This is a genomic window from Rhizobium sp. A37_96 (assembly GCF_053521765.1).
The window spans coordinates 104,308-123,769 of the sequence record NZ_JBNWDS010000012.1; the positions used below are offsets into that span (position 1 = coordinate 104,308).

The following is a 19,462-nucleotide window of genomic DNA, read 5'->3' on the forward strand; positions in this document are numbered from 1 at the left end:
AATGGACCGGATGACAATGCTATGCATCATAGAGCTCTGCAATGAAGCGTGCTTCAACGGGCAGGGCGTCGACGTCGATTTTGCAATGACCGGACGTCACGATAATCTTGATAGGCGGCCACCTGTCACGCACAGCTGCGGCGAGCTTGAGTTCGTCGATGCCACCAGGCATCCGTGAACATCACCCCAATCCGTTTGTTGGCAATCAGCAACCCGATCGCTTCCATTGCGTTCGCCGCTTCGAACACTTCGAAGCCCGCGTCCTCCAGTTCGCTGCCCATGGCCATGCGGACGAATGTCTCATCTTCGACAACGAGGACGGGGGTACGACAGCCCCTCGCGAACAACGACACGATCATCGGCGATAAGGACGCGTATGCATTGTCGGCGAGGGTCGCTGGGGAGTGACGATTGAAAGGGCAAAGCTGCGGTTTCTCGCGATTAGAGGATCGGCTTGCCCACCTGCTCCATGACATTGATAATCACGGAGTAAGGTAGGACCAGCGCGAGCGGCGCCTTTGGAATTTCGAGAGCGCCATAGGATTTGTACCATTCGGCCGCCCGTTCATCCTTGGCGTCGATCAGCAGCAGGGATCCTCCAACCTGTGCCGATGCCTGAATGCAGCGCCGCGCGGCCGCGATCAGCAATTCGCCGCCGAGGCCCCGACCTTGCTGCGACGTACTCACTGCCAGCCGGCCAAGCCGGAATCCGCCGATCGGATGTCGTCCACCACCGGCTGGCCGCGCGACTTCTGGCGCAAGATCGAAATCGACCTGCGCGGGGCTGAGCGTATAAAAGCCGAATATCGTCGTGCTGTCGGCGTCGTCGACCGCCACGAACGTCTTGGATGCACCGCTCTCATGCGCCTGACGGGCGTATTTCATCAGGAAGTCATTGAGATCCGTCTGACCGCAGTCGAAGCCTTTACGATTATGCTTCCTGGAAATCGGCTCCTCGTGCCAGTCCGGAAGCGTCATTTGCGGGTCGCGAGCGAACGGGCCGCCGCCTGCAGCCTTGCGTTCGGCTTCGGCGGGTTCTCCAGCAGATCCAGCATGAAGCGTGTCTGTTCCTCATCGAGAGTGACCCGCTCGGCTTTTTCGATCACGGCCTCGGCCGCCAGCAGCGCATTGCGCAGCACGAAATCCTTGAGGCTGGTCCGCTCAAGTGCTGCCGCACGCATCAGCCTGGCCTTTTCGGCCGGCGGTATCTGCATGGGGAATCGGCTCGTATTCTCTGCGGCGGCTCTGGGCATGGTCATATCCTCTTCATGCGCAGACTATAGGTCTTTCGCTGCCCGATTTCAATGTATGTTCAATGAAAGCACCTATCGATAACGAATGGTGTTGAACGTGTGCCGTCCGATCAGCGCTCTCAGCGCCGCAGCCGTCTGACCCAGTCACGCAGCCGTCGCGCGTCGTCGAAAGGACCGTCGTCCATCGATACAATCGCTGCGACCGCGCGTCCGGACACGTAGAACAGGTAGCTGAGCATGACGCCGAACCACATCCAGCCGTTTATGGTGCCAAGCCAGGAGAACCCGATAGGCGTGATCACCGGCAGAACATCCCGAACGACCGGATAGACGATCAGCAGGCCGGCCACTCGAAGCGGCGTGAGCAGGAACAGTTCGATCCGCCGAAGAACGCGCAGCTCGGATCGGGACAGGGCGCCGGGAGCGTCAGCTGCCCGAGTAACGCGGATAGCTTCGACGAGATTGGTCCAGAACTCCGGCCTGCGCAGGATCGCAAAGAACCTCACCGTGCGCCCTGCGTCGCGCAGCAGGAGGCTGGTCGGCGCAACCCGCATCGACAGGGCGGTCTTGGCGATACTGAGAACCGCAAGCGCGACACTGAACCAGATCGCGGCATCATAGAGAATGGAAACGTCGCTCAGGGAAAACCGGGCATACATCCAGTAGACGAGCCACAACGGCGCGATGACCAGTGCTGTTCGGAAAGGAAGCAGCAGCAGTTCCGCAAATCGCATTTGAGACGGTTTCGGTTCAGGGACGGAAATCATCACGGGCATCTGTCGTTGCCTCCATACTTGTGCGGGAAATCTATCGCAAATCATTCCGGTTACAAGAAATGTCCGGACCAATGTTTCCATCAACATTGATGGACGAAATCCGCGGCGCGGGGCGAGACGCCATATGAAACCGCCGATAGCGTCCACGCAATATAGAAATTGAGCGCATCCCGATGGGAGCGTGCTCTATTCCACCGCACCCTGTCGCCGCTTTGCTCCGACCAGGCACGGCTCCACCGAACCCCGAAGATCGGGTTTCGGCCCTCCGGTGACGATCACATTGCGCAGCTCGCCCGGTCAGGCCCGGACGAGAGATCGGGAGCGCGCCGGCGCGCTCGCTTCTCACAGGGAGCAGCCGCGCCACGATCGCCCATCTTCGGTCGGAAGCTTGTACTCTTCACAAGGAAGAGGCCGGTCTTGATCACATTTCCAAAGTTGAACAGGCTGATTGGTCTCCTAAGTCTTGTCATTTTGCCCGGTAAGCGCGAACGAACGAAATGAACGCCTTGAATGCAGCTGAGGGAAGCCGGCTGGAGGGATAGTAGAGGGTCTCACTTCCGAGGGCAGGCGTCCAGTCTTCCATGATCTGGCGAAGCTGACCATTTTCTAGAAAGGGCGCCGCCTCGCGAGCGTCGACATAGGAGATCCCGAGGCCGCTCGCCGCCGCGCGTGCCGCCAATTCCGTAGACCCAACGATGAGCCTTCCGGTCACCTTTGGTTCGGCATATTCCCCGCGATGGCCCATCTCCCAGTCCATGATCACGCCGCTCGGCAGTCGAGCCCTGATGCACTCATGTGCCAAAAGATCGCCAGGCGTCTTCGGGGTTCCTCGTGCGTCAAGATACGAGGGGGCCGCCACAAGGATGAGCGTTTCCAGAATACCGAGGGGGATAGCAACCATGTCCTGAGGGACGATCGATTCCATCCGCAGTCCCGCGTCGAACCCTTCTGCAATGATATCGACGATCCTTCCCTCGCAGGTTAGGTCCACCCTGACTTCCGGATAGGCGTGCATGAAATCGACAATGATCGGCAAGAGCCTACCCGCCCCCCCAACTCGATACATTGACGCGCACGAGCCCGGCAGGACGGTCTCGCAGCTCATGAATCCCGTCTAATGCCCCATTGATCTCAGCCAGTGCGGGCCTGATCCTGGCAAGGAACGCTTCACCTGCCTCCGTCAGCGAGACACTGCGCGTATTTCTTAGAAACAGCCGAATGCCGACCCGGCGTTCGAGGTTCGCTACTATATGGCTGACGGAAGACGGAGACATATTGAGCTCGGTTGCTGCCCCCCGAAAGCTGCGATGGGCCGCGACCGCGCTGGTAACCATCAGCGTCCGAAATCCAAGCTCTTCCATTGTACAGTTTTCATCATCATGCCGTCCGGCATTGGACGGCTTATCGCAGCATCGGTTCTCGTTTAGATCTTTGTGCATGTCAACAACGAGTGTCAGGACAAAGATCACTGACCACTATGAAAGGGTGACCTATGACAAATAGAACTTGGTTCATTACCGGCGCTTCACGAGGCTTTGGCAGGATTTGGGCGGAAGCGGCGCTGTCTCGCGGCGATAAGGTTGCAGCGACCGCTCGCAACGTCGAGACCCTGGCGGAACTCAAGCAGAAATACGGTGCTGACTTTCTGCCGATTTCACTGGATGTCACGGATCGTGATGCTGTGAGCGCTGCTGTGAAGTCAGCCCACGATTATTTCGGGCGCCTGGACGTTGTGTTGAGCAACGCGGGTTATGGCCTGGTGGGCGCAATCGAGGAAACCAGCGTTCAAGAAACGCGAGCCATCTTCGAAACCAACGTGATCGGCACTTTGTCGGTCGTGCAAGCAGCCCTTCCCATCATGCGGGCTCAGGGGAGCGGGCATATCCTGGCGGTATCAAGCGTAGGCGGTCTTGTCACATTCCCTCTCGGGGGCATCTACCAGGCCACCAAATTTGCTGTCGAAGGTATGCTGCAAACCTTGGCTCAGGAAGTGGCCACCGCAGGCATCAAGGTTACATTGATTGAACCGGGGCCATTCGCCACCGATTTCATGACAGAGAGTTCCATCAAGAACGCGGTACCTATCGCAGCTTATGATCAGGTACGCGACGATCTCTCGAAGATGCTGTCACCAGACGCGTTCGGCGACCCGAACACGACGGTCGACACGGTCCTCCGCGTCATTGATGCCGACCAGCCTCCTCTGCATGTGATCCTCGGCCCGCTGCTACCGATGGTCCAGGACGTATATGCCGCGAGACTTCAGACTTGGGAACGGTGGGAGACGAAGGGCGGGCTCTAGACTGATCCTTTCGCCATATGCTTCGGGGGTCATCCGAAGCATATGGCTCTATTAGATGGTTTGTATCTTGCGTCGCCTGTCTGCGCGATTGCGTACAACCAGCGGCTTTGCGTTTGATGTGAAATTGGAGGTACTCAATGACAAATCTGGATATGGCGGTTGCTTGGGCCAATGCAGAGATTTTGCAGGGCAAGGTTATGGTAGGGCTGGGTGCCATATTTATTGTATCGACTGTGGCAACGCTTTGGTTTTACAGCGATTTGACACGCGGCTTCTTGGTCCCGGCTGTTCTCATCGCCCTATCGCTTTGCGCATACGGTGGGAGCATGATTCCAAGCCGTGCCGCGCAGATCGCTCAATTCCAGCGGGACTTCCGAGCCGATCCCTCAGCTTTCATAACCACCGAGAAATCCCGTGCCGCTGCTCTGAGCAAGTCGCTTGACCGAAACAAGGTGATCTGGATTGCAATCCTGATCGGCAGTTCAATAGGGTTGTGGCTTCTCAGCGGCGCCACGTGGCGAACTTTCGCCGCCGGCTTTATGCTGGCTTCCGCCTGTGCGCTGATAATCGACACTGCCCTTGAGCAGCGCTCGACGTCCTATCATAAACAGCTGATGTCCCTCGCAGAATGACTACGGGCCAACCGCCTGTCCACCTGGCGAACTCTGGCGCGGCAGGGCAAGCTGGCGCTGCCTGCACCTAGGGATGCGGTGGAGTTCGCAGTCGTCGTCGATCCTCCTGTTTCGGAGCCGCTGATCAGGAAAGCCGGCCGTCCGGAGATCATCGTCGATGCTGTCACCATCCGTCTGGAAAGTAGAAGCCGGGCGTGTCGCGGCTCAACAATTCGCCAATTCGCCGCCGAAGGCGGGTTTGGCGCCCTCATACTTGCCGATCTCGATATAGTCGGTGTCGGTCTTCAATTGCTTCTCGTCGACGGTAAGCCCCTTCAGCTTCTCCGTCATCGCCGCCATGAACCTGTCGTGGATGCCCTCGGTGACGATCAGGCGCGAAGAAGCAGTGCAGCGCTGGCCAGTTGCGAAGAAGGCCGAATTGGCAGCTGCCTCGACCGTCACGCCGGCGAGGTCCGATCGTCCAAGTATGGACGTGGGATCGAGAGCGCGCAGGCGCGCTCGCATCTGTAAGGAGCAGCCGCCTCGAGGCGGCCGCGCTTCTCCTCCCTGACATGGCCGCTCTTACGATAGGGCGAAGATCAGGCCAATGGGCAAGCGCGCCCAGGGGCGCTGTCGGCCGTGGAAAAAATAGGCTTTCACCGCTTCGCGCCGAACCTTCCGATTTTTCCGCCGTCCGACCCATGACCGGATCTGCGCCCTACCGGGAGCGGGCTTACGCCCCCTCCCTTCGTCCCGAGGACGTGCGGGCACGTCCTTCGGACCAAAGGAAGAAGGCTTCGCCCACAGCGGGTTTTGAAGACCCGTTCAACGGGAAATCAGGAGATTGAAGCCATGACGACAGTAATCATCGAACTGAACAAGCTGGACCGCGACCCCAAGAACGTTCGCAAGAGATACGACCCCCAAAAGCTTCGCGAATTCGCCGCCAATATCGAGGCGGAAGGGGTTCTGCATAATCTCGTCGTGCGGACTGGCGACAAGCGTGGCCGCTATTTCGTCACCGCTGGCGAACGCCGCAGGCAGGCGCTGTTGCTCTTGGTGGAGCAGGGCAAAATCGCCAAGAACCATCCGGTCGAATGCAAGGTTCGCGACGGTTCGAACGCCACGGAAATCAGCCTGTCGGAGAACATGTTCCGCGAGGACATGCACCCCGTCGACCAGTACGAGGCTTTTTCCGTCATGGCGGCGGAAGGCAAGTCCATTGCCAACATTGCCGCGCATTTCAGCGTCACCGAAATCATCGTGCGCCGCCGCCTGGCGCTGGCGAAGGTGTCCCCGAAGCTGCTTGAGGTTTATCGCGAAGGAAAGATGACCTTCGAGCAGCTTTCCGCCTTTACGGTTTCCGACGACCACGAACGGCAGGAGCAGGTTTGGGACAATCTCCCCCATTGGGATCGTCAGGTCCACCGGATCAAGTCCGGCCTCGTCACCGACGAGGTTGCCAGCACCGACAGGCGCGTCAAGCTGATCGGCGGGCTGGATGCCTATGAACAGGCCGGTGGCGCAGTGCGCCGCGATCTCTTCGGTGAGCAGGGCGAGGGCTATGCGCTGGACGTCGCTTTGCTCGACAGGCTCGCCATGCAGACGCTGGAAGACGTCGCCGCGCCTTATCGTGAGCAAGGCTGGAAATGGGTGGAAACGGCTTTTGCGCGCCCGGACTGGATTTTCAACATTCCGCGCGTCTATCCCGAAGACGTCGAGCTTTCCGCCGAGGATCAGGCCGAATATGACGCGCTCGTCAGCGAACGCGACGATCTGGCCGAACTGATCGACAATGATGCCGACGACGAGAACGCTGGTCAGCGTGTGGCTGAAATCGACAAGCGTCTGGATGAACTCGCCAAGAAGCAGGAAGCCTATCAGCCCGACGATATCGCACGCAGCGGCGTGATTGTGTTCGTCAACCACCACGGCAAGGCGCAGGCGGAAATCGGCGTCGTCCGGGAAGACGACGAAGTCGAGGAAACCGACGCGGCGGATGGCGATGAGAACGAGGGCGAGACGGAAGACGGGGAGGGCATCGGCGCAATCGCCAATACCAGCGCCGGAACCGGTGAGCCCGAGGAACGCACCCCGACCTTCACTCATCCCCAACCCCTGATCGAGGTTCTGACCGCGAAGAAGACCGCCGCCCTGCGGGTGGAACTGGCGAACAATCCCGATGTGGCCTTGGCCGCCGTGGTTCACGCCATGCTGTTGCGCATCAGCTATGGCGGGCGCGTGGACGAGAAAAGCGCCCTGCAGGTGTCCCTCACCCATGAGCATCTGGATAGGTGGATCAGGGAGCCGGAGGATTGCCCTGCATCGGCGGCATTCGAAAGCCTGCGGGAAAACTACGGGCATAAAATCCCCGGCAATCCCGCCGACCTGTTCGACTGGTGCCTTGAGCAGAGCCATGAGGAACTTCTGGCGCTGCTGGCTTATGCCGCCGCGCATGCCGTCAACGCGGTGGAGATAAAATTCTCCGACCGCCGCAACGGGATCGAACAGGCAAACCAGCTTGGCCGCGCCCTCAAGGTCGATATGACCAACTGGTTCGAAACGACCGCCGACAGCTATTTCAGCCACATCAATCGCCGGGGCATCGAACAGGCAGTCCTTGAAGCGCAGGGACCGGAAGCGGCCCTTGCGGTTTCAGCCGCCTCCAAGAAAGCCGAGGCCGTGCTGATCGCGGAACGCAGGATCAAGGGTGCGGGCTGGCTTCCGGCTCCTGTCCGGATCGCAACCGATCCCAACGCAAAAACCGAGGTTCAGGCCGAGGCGCAGTCGTTCCCGATGGCAGCGGAATAGTCCGCCGCAGCCAGTCGGCCGGTCGCGCCTCTCCAGCGCGGCCGGTTCCTCCCTTCCAGCCGAGAAATCCGATGTTCGACCAAACCCCCGACCCGACGCTCGCCGCCGAAGCCTGCTGCAAGCTCATCAGCGCCTACCTCGCCGGTCATGAATCCGTCGAGTGGAGTGATGTTCAGGAAGCCCTGAATGTGGCGCTCAAGGCTTTCGATCTGCCGCAAACCTATGTCGAGGACACGACAGAGCGAAACCAATAGCGCTCACAGGGTCCGCCATGGCATCGAGCCCCGGCGGATCCTGACGGAATGCTCCGTCCCGTTCTTGTAGGGCAGGGGCCGAGGGCTTCGCCCTTCTCTCCCCCAAACAGCCTTCCGCCCGCCTTCCTCCGTGCAGGCGGTTCCCCGCGAAGCCTGTTTCCCCCTTCCAGCCCACCACTCACGCGGCCCCGGAAGGCAGGAGCGGCGCCCTGCCTTCGCAGGACCAAGAAGGCCGCTTTGCGGATCAATCCAGCTTTCAGGTCATCCCATGAACAATCCTCGTCTCAAAACCATCGTCAAGCTGTTCGAAACCTGCCGCTACAAGCACGACCTCTATTCGGTCTTTTCCGACTGGTGCGAATGCGCGGCCATTTCCATGAGCAATGCCGTCGATCTCGTGAACGCCGAAAAACGCGAAGCGCGTTATCTCGAAATCGTCGGCAAATATGACCGCCCCACTATCGAGACGTTCACGAAGATCATGGGCGAGGTCATCATGGCGATGGAGGACGCGCCGCAGGATATCCTTGGGGCGACGTTCCATGCGCTCGAATTGCACAATAAGGCGCGCGGCCAGTTCTTCACGCCCTACCCGATTTGCCGGATGATGGCGTTGATGCTTGCCGGCAGCAGGCAAGAGATCGGCAAGATCATCGAAAAGCGCGGTTTCATGATCGCGCAGGAGCCCGCCGTTGGCAGCGGCGCGATGATCGTCGCCCTGGCCGAGGCCATACGGGACGCTGGTTTCAACTATCAGCAGATGTTGCATGTTACCGCCGTGGATATCGACCGCCGCGCCGTTCACATGGCCTATATCCAGTTTTCGCTTCTGCATATTCCGGCAACCGTTCTGGTCGGCGACAGCCTGGCGATGCGGTTTCATGAGGAGTGGCACACGCTCGCCCATGTCATGGGCGGCTGGAACGGGAAGCTCAGGAGAGCCGAACGGGAAGGGAAGGGCACTGCGCCGATGATCTCGCCCGCAACACCCGGAAATGACGCCGCGCAAGCTGCTAAACCGCGCGCGCCCGAGCCTGACGAGCCGTCCTTTGGTGTCGAAAAGTCCGGCCAGCTCAGGTTGTTCTAGCGCAGGCAACCGATAAGGCGAAGGCCAATGCCCGGCCTTCGCCTTATCGATATCGATCCCGCCGTCTTCCTGACCCGAGCCGCGTCGAACGGCGCGGGACAAGGACGAGGGGTGCCCCTGGCGCCCACCCCTCGACACTCCCCGCCCGCCCCATCAAAACGGAGCGCAAGGCGCGGGGGCAGTCGGTCCCGCTTCCCCTGCGGGCCACTATGTTGAAGCTCCTGCGGCTGCCCTTCTTCCGCTCCTTGCGCATCGAGAATTCCCGAAATCCCGGCCGATGGCCGGCGCTATGCTGATTTCTCCGATGCTCTTCATCTTGGCGGGATCGTGCCGTGCTCGTTTCACATCGCGTTGGCTCGAACCATAGACAGAAGCTCTACGGCTCAGGCGCCTAACAGCGATTTGGCAATCAGCCCATTTTCAATGGCCCGAACATGCCGGATTCGACAAGCGACAAGTATATTTTCTTCAGCGCTAGTGCCGTGTCTTGGCTGACGAAAAGCGAGGAGCGATTCCCATGTGGTTCACCAAGTAGGTAAGGCCGCATCGTCTCCCAACGCTCCGATCTGGTAGACCAGCGCCAGCAGGGAACTTCCTGCTCAAGCATTAGAGGAACGGCGAGCTTCTTTGGAATCAAGAAATTCGGCTCAAGACGCTCGTTCCATTTGCAACGGACGAGGATTGGCTTCGCACTCTCGTTGTAGAAAGGCACGCTTAGACGCTCTGCGGTGATCGATGCTGCGTGGTGAACAGATAGTTCCTCAACGGAATCGATAACGTCCTGCCCGTTGCCATATGGACATGTGATAAATCCGTGGGCGAAGTATCGAGTATGATCCAGCCCTTTGTACCCGCATTCTCTGCTCGGATATCTCTCAGGGTGGCGCTCATCATGTCGCATCACAAGCGGATGCCAACTTGGGTAGCTATCCACGGCGGGTCCGATTTCAGCAACTATGTCAGCTAGTGCCTGCTCGGATTTAGCCCTGACGTCCGGTTCAAACTCCCGTGGCACGAGATATTTTCTCGCGCTCTCGTAGCCTGTTTCCGCTGCTTCCTCGGCTCGAAATGCCATCCTTAAATCTCATGATATTGTCACGACACGCATCTAAATAACATTTTACGCATGAAAAATAAATATCGTGCGTAATTATTTCATTGAATGCGGGAGGGCGTTGCGTTTTCTATGCGATTTTCGGGACATAACGGAGAGCTGGCGAACCCGAAACATCGTCGGAGACAGGAGTAGGTCCTGCTGAGATCGCTGTGCGTGTGACGTGTTAGGCCATCCGCTTCATGAGCGGATCGCGCTCTATGCCGATGGCACGAAGCCGGCTCTTCGGCCGTCTCCGCCGATCCCGGTGACGATCGCTTGTCCAGCGAGTGCTTGCGCACCCGGTCATGAGGCCCGTATCGGGCCGCCCTGTTTTTTCTCGCCCCATGACATCGCCGGCCGTTCGGATCAAGGGGCAGGCGCGGCAGAGCCGCTTGTCGCGCCGGGAAAAAACGGCCTTCCGCCTGCGGCCGAACCTTCCGTTTTTTGCCCGACCCGACCCCTTGACCCGCCCGGCCGTCGCCGAGGGGCGGGCTTTCGCCCTCCCCCCTCTGTCCGGGGGAATGTCAGAGGCCATTCCCCCGGACAGACCGGGTAGAGGCTTCGCCCGAGGGGGCTTGCCCTTCGGGGTGGCAACGGGAAACTTTGGAGACAGACCATGACCATCTACACGGAGACCGCACGTTTCGACACCGGCCGAGCCCTGACCGAAACCGAGATGCGCCGTATCGCCCCTTCCATCTTCGCCGTGACCGCACATGAAAGCCGGTCCGAACGCTTCATGCCCATTCCGACCATCGACATTCTGCGCGGTCTCATGCGGGAAGGCTTCATGCCGGTCGGCGCGAAGCAGTCGCGCAGCCGTACCGAGGGTAAGGCCGATTTCACGAAGCACCTCATCCGCATGCGTCGCATCGATGACGGTAAAGTCTACAACGTAGGCGACACCGTTTGCGAAATCCTCATCAAGAACGCAAACGACGGAACCAGCGCCTACGAATTGCTGGCCGGACTGTTCCGCATTCGCTGCCTCAATTCTCTGGTGGCGCAGACCGGCACCATCGACGCGATTAAGGTGCGCCATTCCGGCGACGTGCAGAACAAGGTCATCGAGGGCACCTATCGCGTTCTTGGCGAAGCCGAACGCACCCTTGCCGCTCCACAGGACTGGTCGACCCTGCGGCTGAACCGCGACGAACAGGACATTCTCGCGGACGCCGCCCATGTTCTCCGCTTTGGCGACAGCGAGGGCGAAACCACGACGCCGATCAAGGCGGAGCAGTTGCTTGTTCCCCGCCGTCACGACGACCGCGCCGACGATCTCTGGACGGTCTGGAATGTGGTGCAGGAGAACGCCGTCAAGGGCGGGTTGCGCGGCATTGGTCGCGACGATCTCGGCAGGCCGCGCCGCGTGAAGTCCCGCGCCGTCAATGGCATCGATCAGGATATCAAGCTGAACAAGGCCCTTTGGCTGCTTGGCGAGCGGATGGCGGAACTGAAAGGCGGCAGGTGAATACGCAGGAACAGCGCGCCGCCGGCACAAGGCGGCGCAGTTCCCCGGCGGCTTGCCTGTCCCTTGCCGCATCGAGCGGCGCGGGACAGGTGCGAGGGGTGCCCCTGGCGCCCCACCCCTCGAAGCTCCCCGCCCGCCCCATGAAAACGGAACACAGTGCGAATCCTCCGATGCAAGAAATATCGCGACCTGCGCGATATCCTCGGGTTCGTCGATGCGGCCAAGCGGCGTACCGGTGATCATCTCTCTGCCTTGAACGAAATACTGCTCATGCGGATCTTGATTTCCTCCGCAAGCTGTCCGGCCGCTGCCTCCAGCACACCTTTCGACCTGACAACGAGTTTCAAGACCGGTGTCGAGAAATGACGTTCCGCCAACGGCAAGCATATCAGTTCGCCGCGCAAAGCCTCAGCACTGAGATCGAACGGATTGAGGAAGGCGACGCAGCGGCCGCTTATTGCGAACTGCTTCATCACCTCCATTGAATCCGTCTCCACAGTTGGCTGCAGAGGAAGCCCCGCTGAAGCGAATGCGTATTCAACAAGTCCTCTGATCGCCATTGATGCTGTTCCGGTGACGATTGGATATTCTGCGCAGTGCGACAGTCTCAATTTATCCTGTCGAGCGAGGGGATGACCGGGAGAGACGACGGCTCCGATCTCCACGTCGGCCGCTTGCAGGGTTCGCAAGGCCGGATTGGGCAGGATGTTGTACCCGAGGCCTATGTCGCTTTCCCCGGACAGAACCTTGGTCGCAATCGCATCCGCGGACGGCATGATTTCGACGCGCACCAGCACACGGCTGTGCTGCTGGATGAAATCGCAGGCCAGAGTGATCAGCGGGCCGTTTACCAGCCCGCCCATCGTGGCGATCCGGATCTCGCCCCGCTCCATGCCTTTCAGGGCGGCGATCCGGCCCATGGTTCGCTGGTATTCCCTTTCCATGGTCTGAGCATGTGCGACAAGCACTTCGCCTGCCGCCGTTAGCCGCAGCCGCGTGGGAAGCCTTTCGAACAGCGGAGTGCCGATCTCGTGTTCCAGAGCGAGTATCTGCCGGTTGAGCGCCGAGGACGAAATGTTGAGTGTAGTTGCAGCTTTCCGCATCGAACCGAACCGCGAGACCTGCTCGATAAATCTCAGGTTCTTCCTGTTCATCGTAGCTCCTTAGCGGGCCGACTGCAGCATGTTAGTGCTGCAATAGTTGGGACAATATGATGCAAAAATGACGCTTTGAGAGGGACAATATACTGGATAGCGTAATCCGCATAAGGGAACAAACGGAGACTGCCATGCCAAACCGCGCTTCCATCTGCATTGCCGCAACAATCACGCTCGCATCACTCGGCTGGAGTGGCGAAGCCGCTGCACTGGAAAAGGTGCGTTTCGGCCTCGGCTGGCTTCCCGAAGCCGAACACTGCGGTTTCTTCTACGCAAAGGCCGAGGGGCTTTATGAGAAGGCGGGCCTCGATGTGGATCTTATTCCCGGCGGCCCCGGCACCAATGTTGCGATGCTGGTGGCCGGGGGAGAACAGGATCTTGGAATGGGATCCAGCTTCACCACGCTGAATATGGTGAAACAGGGTATTCCCGCTGTGACGATCGCGGCCTACTTCCAAAAGGATCCGCAAACACTCGTGGCGCATGCCGATCAGGGAATTTCGAAGCTTGAAGATGTTAAAGGCCATCCGGTCATGGTCGCAGACTTTGCGCGGGCCGAGTTCTGGCAGTTCCTCAAGTCGAGATTCGGCTTCACCGACGATCAGCTCCGCCCGTACACCTACAATCCGGCCGTGTTCGTCTCCGACAAGACGTCCGTGCAGCAGGGTTATGTAACAGCGGATGAGTATTATTTGGGCGGCAAGCTGGACAAGCCGCCTGTTATCATGCTGCTCGCCGACTACGGCTATTCCAATTATGCGACCACCGTTTTCGGGATGAAGAGCTACCTGGACGCACATCCCGATACGGTCTCGGCCTTCCTCAAGGCGACGTCCCAAGGATGGAACGCTTGTATGACGGGTGACTATACGCCCGCCATGAAGCTCGCCACCTCGATCAACAAGGATCCCTCCTATGGCGAGGGCCTCTGGCAGGCGTCAATCAAGCAGCTTCGCGAACGCAACATCGTTGGAGACAAGACGAATATCGGCCTGATGACGGACGAACGGTGGAAGTCTTTCTTCGAGGATATGGTCAAGGCAGGAGTCTATCCCGCGGATCTCGATTTCAAACAGGCCTATACGCTGCAATTCCTGTCTTCGGCGAAGTGAAGATCATGCCGAACGCATCCATGAGATTACCGAGGCTTGACGGTGACGATTTGCTATACGAGCCGGTTCATAGGCTGACTGCGCTGATGAGAGCCAAGAAAGTATCGGCGCGGGAGATTGTGGAACTTGCCATTCGCCGGGCTGAACTCCTATCGACCTCGATCAACTGTATTGCGATACCGCTTTATGAGGAAGCGCGTGAGCAAGCGGATTTGGCGGACCTCGCGCTGGCGCGTGGCGATATAACTGGCCCGCTTCACGGAATTCCGCTGACCGTCAAGGACGGTATCGCGACCGCCTGTCATCCGCTGACATCGGGGTCAGCCTCGATGGTCGAAACGACCGCCGCACAGGACGATCTCGTCTGGACACGATTGAAGGAGGCCGGAGCCATCCTGCTCGGCAAGTCGACCGCCCCGGAGTTCTTCCATCAGGTGACCACGACGTCACCGCTCTACGGCACTACGAGAAATCCATGGTCTCCCAGCCACACGCCTGGCGGATCGAGCGGTGGCGCCGCGGCGGCGCTCGCAGCAGGTATCGGTCCTCTTGCTCTGGGCTCGGATGGAGGCGGATCATTGAGATGTCCGGCCTCATGTACGGCGATTCTTGCCTTGAAGCCGACGGCCGGGAGAGTTCCTCATGAGCATTTTCCCGACAGTTTCGGAAACTATGCCTCCTTCGGACCCATGGCGCGCGACGTTTCGGATCTGCATTTGATGCTATCGGTGATGGCAGGCGGGTCGGATCATGACGCCGCAAGCGTCGGCCGGCCGGCATACCCCGATACAGCGATGCCCGCGGTCGAACCTCTCCGCTTGCGTATCGGCTGGATTCCTCACCCTGGAGGATACCGAACGGACAACGCGATCCTCGATCTTTCGGTGAGGGCATTGGAGACTCTCGAAAATGCAGGCGCAGCCCTTATCGAGGCATTTCCTGCGGACCTTCTTGACAATGCGTATGACGCCTACAGGGTGATCGGCGCGGTGGGTCATGCCGGTCGATGGAGCCAGCAGAGCGAAGGTGCCAGATCAAAATGGAGTTCCAGCTTTGCCGCACTGGTGGAACTCGGCAGATCATTTACAGCCAGCGATTTGGCGGAAGCGCAGGCAAAAAGAACGATCCTCTTCCGGAAGGTGCAGACGGCGTTCAGAAGCGTCGACGTCATTGCGACGCCAACGCTGACCGGACCACCGAAGGCTGCGGAAGCGGGCTGTTCCGTCGACAGTGAGGATTACGCCGCTTGGGCGGCCGGGCTGTATCCGTTCAATTTGACGGGACATCCGGCCATCTCCGTGCCGTGTGGCTTCACGGATGACGGGCTGCCGGTTGGAATTCAGTTCGTGGCGCCGTGGTACGAGGAGCGACGACTTTTGGCCGTCGCACAAGCGCTCGAAACGGCTAACACCGATCGGAGGCGACCCCTGCTATGACAGCCGAAATCCAATCGTCTCCAGTTCAAGATGCTGAGTGGACAGACAGCATGACACCTGACGAAGTGAACGACCGCCGGCGTTGGGTACAGTTATTGGACCGGTGGCTCCCGCTTCTGGCAGGTCTCGTCTTCCTGTTGGGATGGGAAGTTACGGTCCGGCTGCTTCATATCGCGCCCTACGTCCTTCCTGCTCCCACGCTCATTTTCTCATCCCTCCTTGCAAACTGGCAGGACCTGCTCCGCGCGCTTGGAAACACGGCGTTCGTCACGATCAGTGCCTTCTTTCTGGCCTTGGTCAGCGGCGTGGCACTCGGGACAATCGTCACCATGTCGCGAACAGCGGAGAGGATCGTCTGGCCATACGCTGTTGCTCTGCAGGTGACGCCCATCATCGCCATCGCCCCCCTGATCATCATATGGGTCGGCTTGTCGCGTGTCTGGTTGGCGCTGCTCATTTTGTCGTGGCTGGTCGCCTTCTTCCCGGTTCTTTCGAACACTGTGATCGGGATAAAATCGGTGGACCACGGATTGCAAAATCTCTTCACCCTGTATCGGGCGACGAGATGGCAGCGATTGCGCTACCTTCAGTTCCCCGCAGCGTTGCCGTTCATTCTATCGGGTGCGCGCATTTCCTCAGGACTTTCTGTCATCGGCGCGGTCGTTGCCGAGTTCGTTGCCGGAAGCGGCACATCCACCGGCCTTGCCTGGACCATTGTACAAAGCGGCAACATGCTTGACGTCCCAAGGATGTTCGCGGCGCTGATGCTTCTTTCCGGGTTCGGTATCGCCATCTGGTACATCATGAGCACGGTTCAGACGAAGCTTCTTCGTCACTGGCACGAAAGCGAGACGAAAAATGAAAACTGAGATGCATGATCGGGTGATGCCTCGACTGGTGTCCGCCACGCCTGATGTCTTGGCGCGTCTCAGCAACGTGACGAAGAAATACAACAATGGAACGATCGCTCTCGATCGCCTGAATCTGGAGATCAGACGGGGCGAGTTTGTCAGCCTGCTCGGTCCGTCCGGATGCGGAAAGTCAACGATTCTCCGGCTTCTCGCTGATCTCGGCACTGTGACATCGGGTGTTGTCGAAGTTCAGTCAGCACCGAAGTTATCCGCGACAGTTGGTTACGTCTTCCAGGAGCCTAACCTCCTGCCTTGGGCAACGGTGGAAGAGAATGTCGCGTTGCCGCTCACCCTTCAGCCGGACCTTGAACGTGATGATAGACAGGAAGTCCTTAACTGTCTGCAGATGGTTGGGCTCGCAGCCTTCGCGAAATCATATCCGCGTGAATTGTCGGGCGGCATGAAGATGAGAGTGTCGATTGCTCGTGCTCTGGTCACAAAACCGGCGCTGCTTCTGATGGACGAGCCTTTCGCCGCGCTCGATGAAATTACCCGTTCCAAGTTGGACGACGATATGCTGGAGATATGGCGCCGGACGGGTTGCACGGTCGTCTTTGTCACGCATAGTACAGTGGAAAGCGTCTATCTATCCAGCCGCATAGTGGTCATGGCTCCGCGCCCAGGAAGGGTTGTGGGATCGATTGACATAGACGCTGGCTATCCGAGGACGGGTGAGTTCAGATTGAACGAAGCTTTTGCGGCCTACGCGAAATCTGTATCTAAACTTCTCGATAGCATGCCCAGCGGATAGTCATCACTGGCACGAATTCAGCCCCGGTCGCAGATGCAAAACGCTTAGAACCGCCGCCGCTAAGTCGGATATCCCGAGGGATCGGAACCGGAATTACGGCATATATTCGGCGGCTGATCTCCAAGGGACCAGCTGCGAAAATCGCGCCATAGCCTGATCCTGCCGAAGGGACCCCTGATCGCAGGGATTGGCTGTCCCTTGCCGCATCGAGCGGCGCGGGGCGGGGGCGAGGGGTGCCCCTGGCGTCCCACCCCTCGACACTCCCCGCCCGCCCATCAAACGGAGCGCAAGGCGCGGGGGCAGTCGGTCCCGCTTCCCCTTCAGGCCACTATGTTGAAGCTCCTGCGGCTGCCCTTCTTCCGCAGCGAGAATTCCCGAAATCCCGGCCGCCAGCCGGCGCGATGCTGATTTCTCCGATGCTCTTCATGTTTCCGGATCGCGTCTGGCTCGTTTCACGTCGTGCCGGCATGATCGATAGGCAGCAACCTGCCCACGCGCAGACTTTGGCGACAATTGATCGCCAGAGGGGAACCTGTTTCGCTAGTGCCCGAGCAGGATAGCGCCGGCCGCAACGATGACGCAGGCGACAATGCGCCGGACGGTCAGGGTTTCCCCGAGAAACAGCCAGCCAATCAGGACCGCGAACACAACGCTTGTCTCCCGTAGCGCTGTGATCGGGCCGGCTGGCCCGAGGGCGAAGGCCGCGACCACGACGCCATAGGCGATCATCGCGACCAGTCCGCCGCCAAACGCCTTCCATGTGTCGGGTGCGCGAAAGTCGACCACCAGCCGCCGACGCAGGGCGAGGAATGCGGCTGGCAGGAATGTCCCATACAGGACGAGCAACCAAGCGGTGTAAGCCCCGCTTTGCCCGGTTTGCCGCACGCCTATGGAATCCACGGTCGCATAGGCGGCGATGATTGCGCCCGTCGCCAGCGCGAACAGGATGGACGAGGTAGAAGCTCGCCCCTTTCCGAGCGCCAGGCTCATGATGCCAACGGCAATAAGCACGACGCCGGCGATCTGGTAGGGATTGAGCTTGTCACCGGTGATGATGAAACCGCCTGAAGTCACCAGCAGCGGCACGGTTCCGCGCACGATCGGGTAGACCTGCCCCAACTCGCCGTACCGATAGGCCGCGACGAGGAAGATGCTGTATCCGACCTGAAGGACGGCCGAGAGAACGATATAGAGCCAGGCCCCCGACGCCGGCAGAGGATAGATCAACACAAAGGGGAGGGCGAAGACCGTGCTGGCGAAGCTCATGACGGTCACGGTCCAGAGCCGATCGCCGCCGTTGCGCAGGAAAGCATTCCATGCGGCGTGCAAGATCGCGGCGAACAGCGTAAGGCCGACGACAACCGCGCTCATTGAGGGGTTCCCGCCGATGCCAGAACATCGGCCGCCGTCTTCCGGGCGCTGACGATCGCTGCTTTGCCTTGTCCCATATGAGCGAGCACCGTTGCGCCCTCGATCAGCATGAATAGCGTCGTGGCGATGTGCCCGGCGCGGGCATCCAGCAGGGATTGCGCCAGGATATCCCGAAGCCGCTGTTGCAGATCGTGCTTTTGCCGCGCGACCGCCTCGAATACGGCATGCGTCGGCTCTCCGAACTCGGCAAGCGCGTGCTGGAACAGGCAGCCATGAAAATCCGGGCTCTCGAACCAACGTTCGTGCCAGTCGAAAATCGCCGTGATCTTCTCATTCGGCGTCATCTCCGCTTTGGAGAGCCGGTCGAGTTGTCTCTTGAAGCGAGCCGCCCGCCAGTCCAGAACCTCGACAATCAACCCCTCCTTGCTCGGGAAATGCCGGTACATGGTCATCTTGGCGACCTCGGCTTCGGCAATGATCTTGTCTATGCCGGTGGCGTGGAAGCCATCGCGCTTGAACAGGCGATAGGCGGTTTCAACAATATGCTGGCGCTTTTCGGCGGCGTCGGCGCGGAGTGACATGGTAACGCCTTAAATGATACAGACCTGTCTCACTCATACGTTGGTCCGCAGGTTTGGTCAATGGGCGTAGGAACGTCTGGATAGCAGCAACGCCTGCCCCGAGATTGTTCCAAGGCACATGCGCCCGTCCGGCTCCACGCCGCATAGGCTGCGCCAACCGGCATGATTGACATGGCAAAGTCTGCGCGCAGCGCAGTCCATGTTGTTTTCCAGCCGCAGCGCCGCCGGGCGGCGCGGCCGCGGCCGGAGCGAGCCGCAGGCGAGCGGAGCAGGCGGAGGAAACCCGCGCTCCCAAATAGCGCCGTAGGGTTTTCCGGAGCCTCGTGGGAAACGACCGCCGTGTATCACGGCCTATATCTCAAAGATTGCGCGCACTGTTCGGGCAATCCGCTCGGTACGAGCGCGCGCGCTCTATGCCTTCGGCACGGAGCCGGCTCTTTGGCCGTCTCCGCCGATCCCGGTGACGATCGCTTGTCCATCGG

The 19,462-nt window shown here is 59.7% G+C and carries 20 protein-coding genes and 1 pseudogene; 10 read left to right on the top strand and 11 right to left on the bottom strand.

The genetic code is table 11. The annotated features are described in order from the left end of the window. Positions 1-125 precede the first annotated feature (125 nt). From ACQZ6J_RS24715 to ACQZ6J_RS24740, 6 genes are all read right to left on the bottom strand, one after another. Positions 126-287, bottom strand: coding sequence for a hypothetical protein (locus ACQZ6J_RS24715; RefSeq protein ID WP_449086032.1), 162 nt, complete (start codon positions 285-287; stop codon positions 126-128). A 154-nt stretch (positions 288-441) separates the two neighbouring features. After that, entirely contained in the window at positions 442-978 is a 537-nt protein-coding gene (locus tag ACQZ6J_RS24720; RefSeq protein ID WP_449086033.1) for a GNAT family N-acetyltransferase, read from the bottom strand. Further along, on the bottom strand, positions 975-1,253 hold the full coding sequence (locus tag ACQZ6J_RS24725; RefSeq protein ID WP_449086034.1) for a type II toxin-antitoxin system TacA family antitoxin: 279 nt from the start codon (positions 1,251-1,253) through the stop codon (positions 975-977). Before ACQZ6J_RS24725 ends, ACQZ6J_RS24720 begins: the two co-directional genes overlap by 4 nt. Positions 1,254-1,372: 119 nt before the next feature. Next, on the bottom strand, positions 1,373-2,029 hold the full coding sequence (locus ACQZ6J_RS24730; protein WP_449086035.1) for a hypothetical protein: 657 nt from the start codon (positions 2,027-2,029) through the stop codon (positions 1,373-1,375). Positions 2,030-2,495: 466 nt separating this feature from the next. Then, complete coding sequence (locus ACQZ6J_RS24735; protein ID WP_449086036.1) at positions 2,496-3,134, bottom strand: LysR substrate-binding domain-containing protein; 639 nt, start codon at positions 3,132-3,134, stop codon at positions 2,496-2,498. Continuing rightward, positions 3,070-3,468 carry a LysR family transcriptional regulator gene (locus ACQZ6J_RS24740; protein ID WP_449086037.1) on the bottom strand — a complete coding sequence of 133 codons (399 nt, stop codon included), beginning with the start codon at positions 3,466-3,468 and terminating at the stop codon, positions 3,070-3,072. Before ACQZ6J_RS24740 ends, ACQZ6J_RS24735 begins: the two co-directional genes overlap by 65 nt. Before the next feature lie 53 nt (positions 3,469-3,521). Here ACQZ6J_RS24740 and ACQZ6J_RS24745 point away from each other — a divergent pair, with 53 nt between their 5' ends. Both ACQZ6J_RS24745 and ACQZ6J_RS24750 read left to right on the top strand, forming a co-directional pair. Next, a complete protein-coding gene (locus tag ACQZ6J_RS24745) occupies positions 3,522-4,331 on the top strand; it encodes an SDR family NAD(P)-dependent oxidoreductase (protein ID WP_449086038.1) in 810 nt (269 codons plus the stop codon). A 137-nt stretch (positions 4,332-4,468) separates the two neighbouring features. Then, positions 4,469-4,963 (top strand): hypothetical protein, encoded by a 495-nt coding sequence (locus ACQZ6J_RS24750; RefSeq protein WP_449086039.1) that lies wholly within the window; start codon positions 4,469-4,471, stop codon positions 4,961-4,963. 181 nt (positions 4,964-5,144) lie between these two features. Here the strand turns inward: ACQZ6J_RS24750 and ACQZ6J_RS24755 are convergent. Next, positions 5,145-5,443 (bottom strand): annotated as a pseudogene (locus ACQZ6J_RS24755) (aldehyde dehydrogenase family protein); the annotation flags it as partial. Positions 5,444-5,794: 351 nt separating this feature from the next. Between ACQZ6J_RS24755 and ACQZ6J_RS24760 the strand changes: the two are divergent. From ACQZ6J_RS24760 to ACQZ6J_RS24770, 3 genes are all read left to right on the top strand, one after another. Then, positions 5,795-7,753, top strand: a complete 1,959-nt coding sequence (locus ACQZ6J_RS24760; protein ID WP_449086040.1) for a ParB/RepB/Spo0J family partition protein — start codon at positions 5,795-5,797, stop codon at positions 7,751-7,753. 71 nt (positions 7,754-7,824) lie between these two features. Beyond that, a complete protein-coding gene (locus tag ACQZ6J_RS24765; protein ID WP_449086041.1) occupies positions 7,825-8,007 on the top strand; it encodes a hypothetical protein in 183 nt (60 codons plus the stop codon). A gap of 268 nt (positions 8,008-8,275) precedes the next feature. Continuing rightward, entirely contained in the window at positions 8,276-9,094 is an 819-nt protein-coding gene (locus tag ACQZ6J_RS24770; RefSeq protein ID WP_449086042.1) for an N-6 DNA methylase, read from the top strand. A 409-nt stretch (positions 9,095-9,503) separates the two neighbouring features. Here the strand turns inward: ACQZ6J_RS24770 and ACQZ6J_RS24775 are convergent, their stop codons facing one another. Then, positions 9,504-10,169, bottom strand: a complete 666-nt coding sequence (locus tag ACQZ6J_RS24775) for a hypothetical protein (RefSeq protein WP_449086043.1) — start codon at positions 10,167-10,169, stop codon at positions 9,504-9,506. Positions 10,170-10,806: 637 nt separating this feature from the next. On the opposite strand from ACQZ6J_RS24775, the gene ACQZ6J_RS24780 reads away from it, so the two are divergent. Continuing rightward, a complete protein-coding gene (locus tag ACQZ6J_RS24780) occupies positions 10,807-11,661 on the top strand; it encodes a DUF932 domain-containing protein (protein ID WP_449086044.1) in 855 nt (284 codons plus the stop codon). 239 nt (positions 11,662-11,900) lie between these two features. On the opposite strand, the gene ACQZ6J_RS24785 is transcribed toward ACQZ6J_RS24780, so the two are convergent. Further along, positions 11,901-12,815, bottom strand: coding sequence for a LysR family transcriptional regulator (locus tag ACQZ6J_RS24785; protein WP_449086045.1), 915 nt, complete (start codon positions 12,813-12,815; stop codon positions 11,901-11,903). Between the two features lie 134 nt (positions 12,816-12,949). On the opposite strand from ACQZ6J_RS24785, the gene ACQZ6J_RS24790 reads away from it, so the two are divergent. From ACQZ6J_RS24790 to ACQZ6J_RS24805, 4 genes are all read left to right on the top strand, one after another. Further along, positions 12,950-13,930, top strand: coding sequence for an ABC transporter substrate-binding protein (locus ACQZ6J_RS24790; RefSeq protein ID WP_449086046.1), 981 nt, complete (start codon positions 12,950-12,952; stop codon positions 13,928-13,930). Between the two features lie 86 nt (positions 13,931-14,016). After that, a complete protein-coding gene (locus ACQZ6J_RS24795) occupies positions 14,017-15,366 on the top strand; it encodes an amidase (protein WP_449086047.1) in 1,350 nt (449 codons plus the stop codon). Then, positions 15,363-16,235 (top strand): ABC transporter permease, encoded by an 873-nt coding sequence (locus ACQZ6J_RS24800; protein WP_449086048.1) that lies wholly within the window; start codon positions 15,363-15,365, stop codon positions 16,233-16,235. Before ACQZ6J_RS24795 ends, ACQZ6J_RS24800 begins: the two co-directional genes overlap by 4 nt. Continuing rightward, positions 16,225-17,028, top strand: a complete 804-nt coding sequence (locus ACQZ6J_RS24805; RefSeq protein ID WP_449086049.1) for an ABC transporter ATP-binding protein — start codon at positions 16,225-16,227, stop codon at positions 17,026-17,028. Before ACQZ6J_RS24800 ends, ACQZ6J_RS24805 begins: the two co-directional genes overlap by 11 nt. Before the next feature lie 540 nt (positions 17,029-17,568). Here ACQZ6J_RS24805 and ACQZ6J_RS24810 read toward each other — a convergent pair. Together ACQZ6J_RS24810 and ACQZ6J_RS24815 are read right to left on the bottom strand one after the other, a co-directional pair. After that, positions 17,569-18,399 carry an EamA family transporter gene (locus tag ACQZ6J_RS24810; RefSeq protein WP_449086050.1) on the bottom strand — a complete coding sequence of 277 codons (831 nt, stop codon included), beginning with the start codon at positions 18,397-18,399 and terminating at the stop codon, positions 17,569-17,571. Continuing rightward, positions 18,396-18,980 (bottom strand): TetR/AcrR family transcriptional regulator, encoded by a 585-nt coding sequence (locus tag ACQZ6J_RS24815; protein ID WP_449086051.1) that lies wholly within the window; start codon positions 18,978-18,980, stop codon positions 18,396-18,398. The genes ACQZ6J_RS24810 and ACQZ6J_RS24815 overlap by 4 nt, the downstream gene beginning before the upstream one ends. Positions 18,981-19,462: the final 482 nt, after the last annotated feature.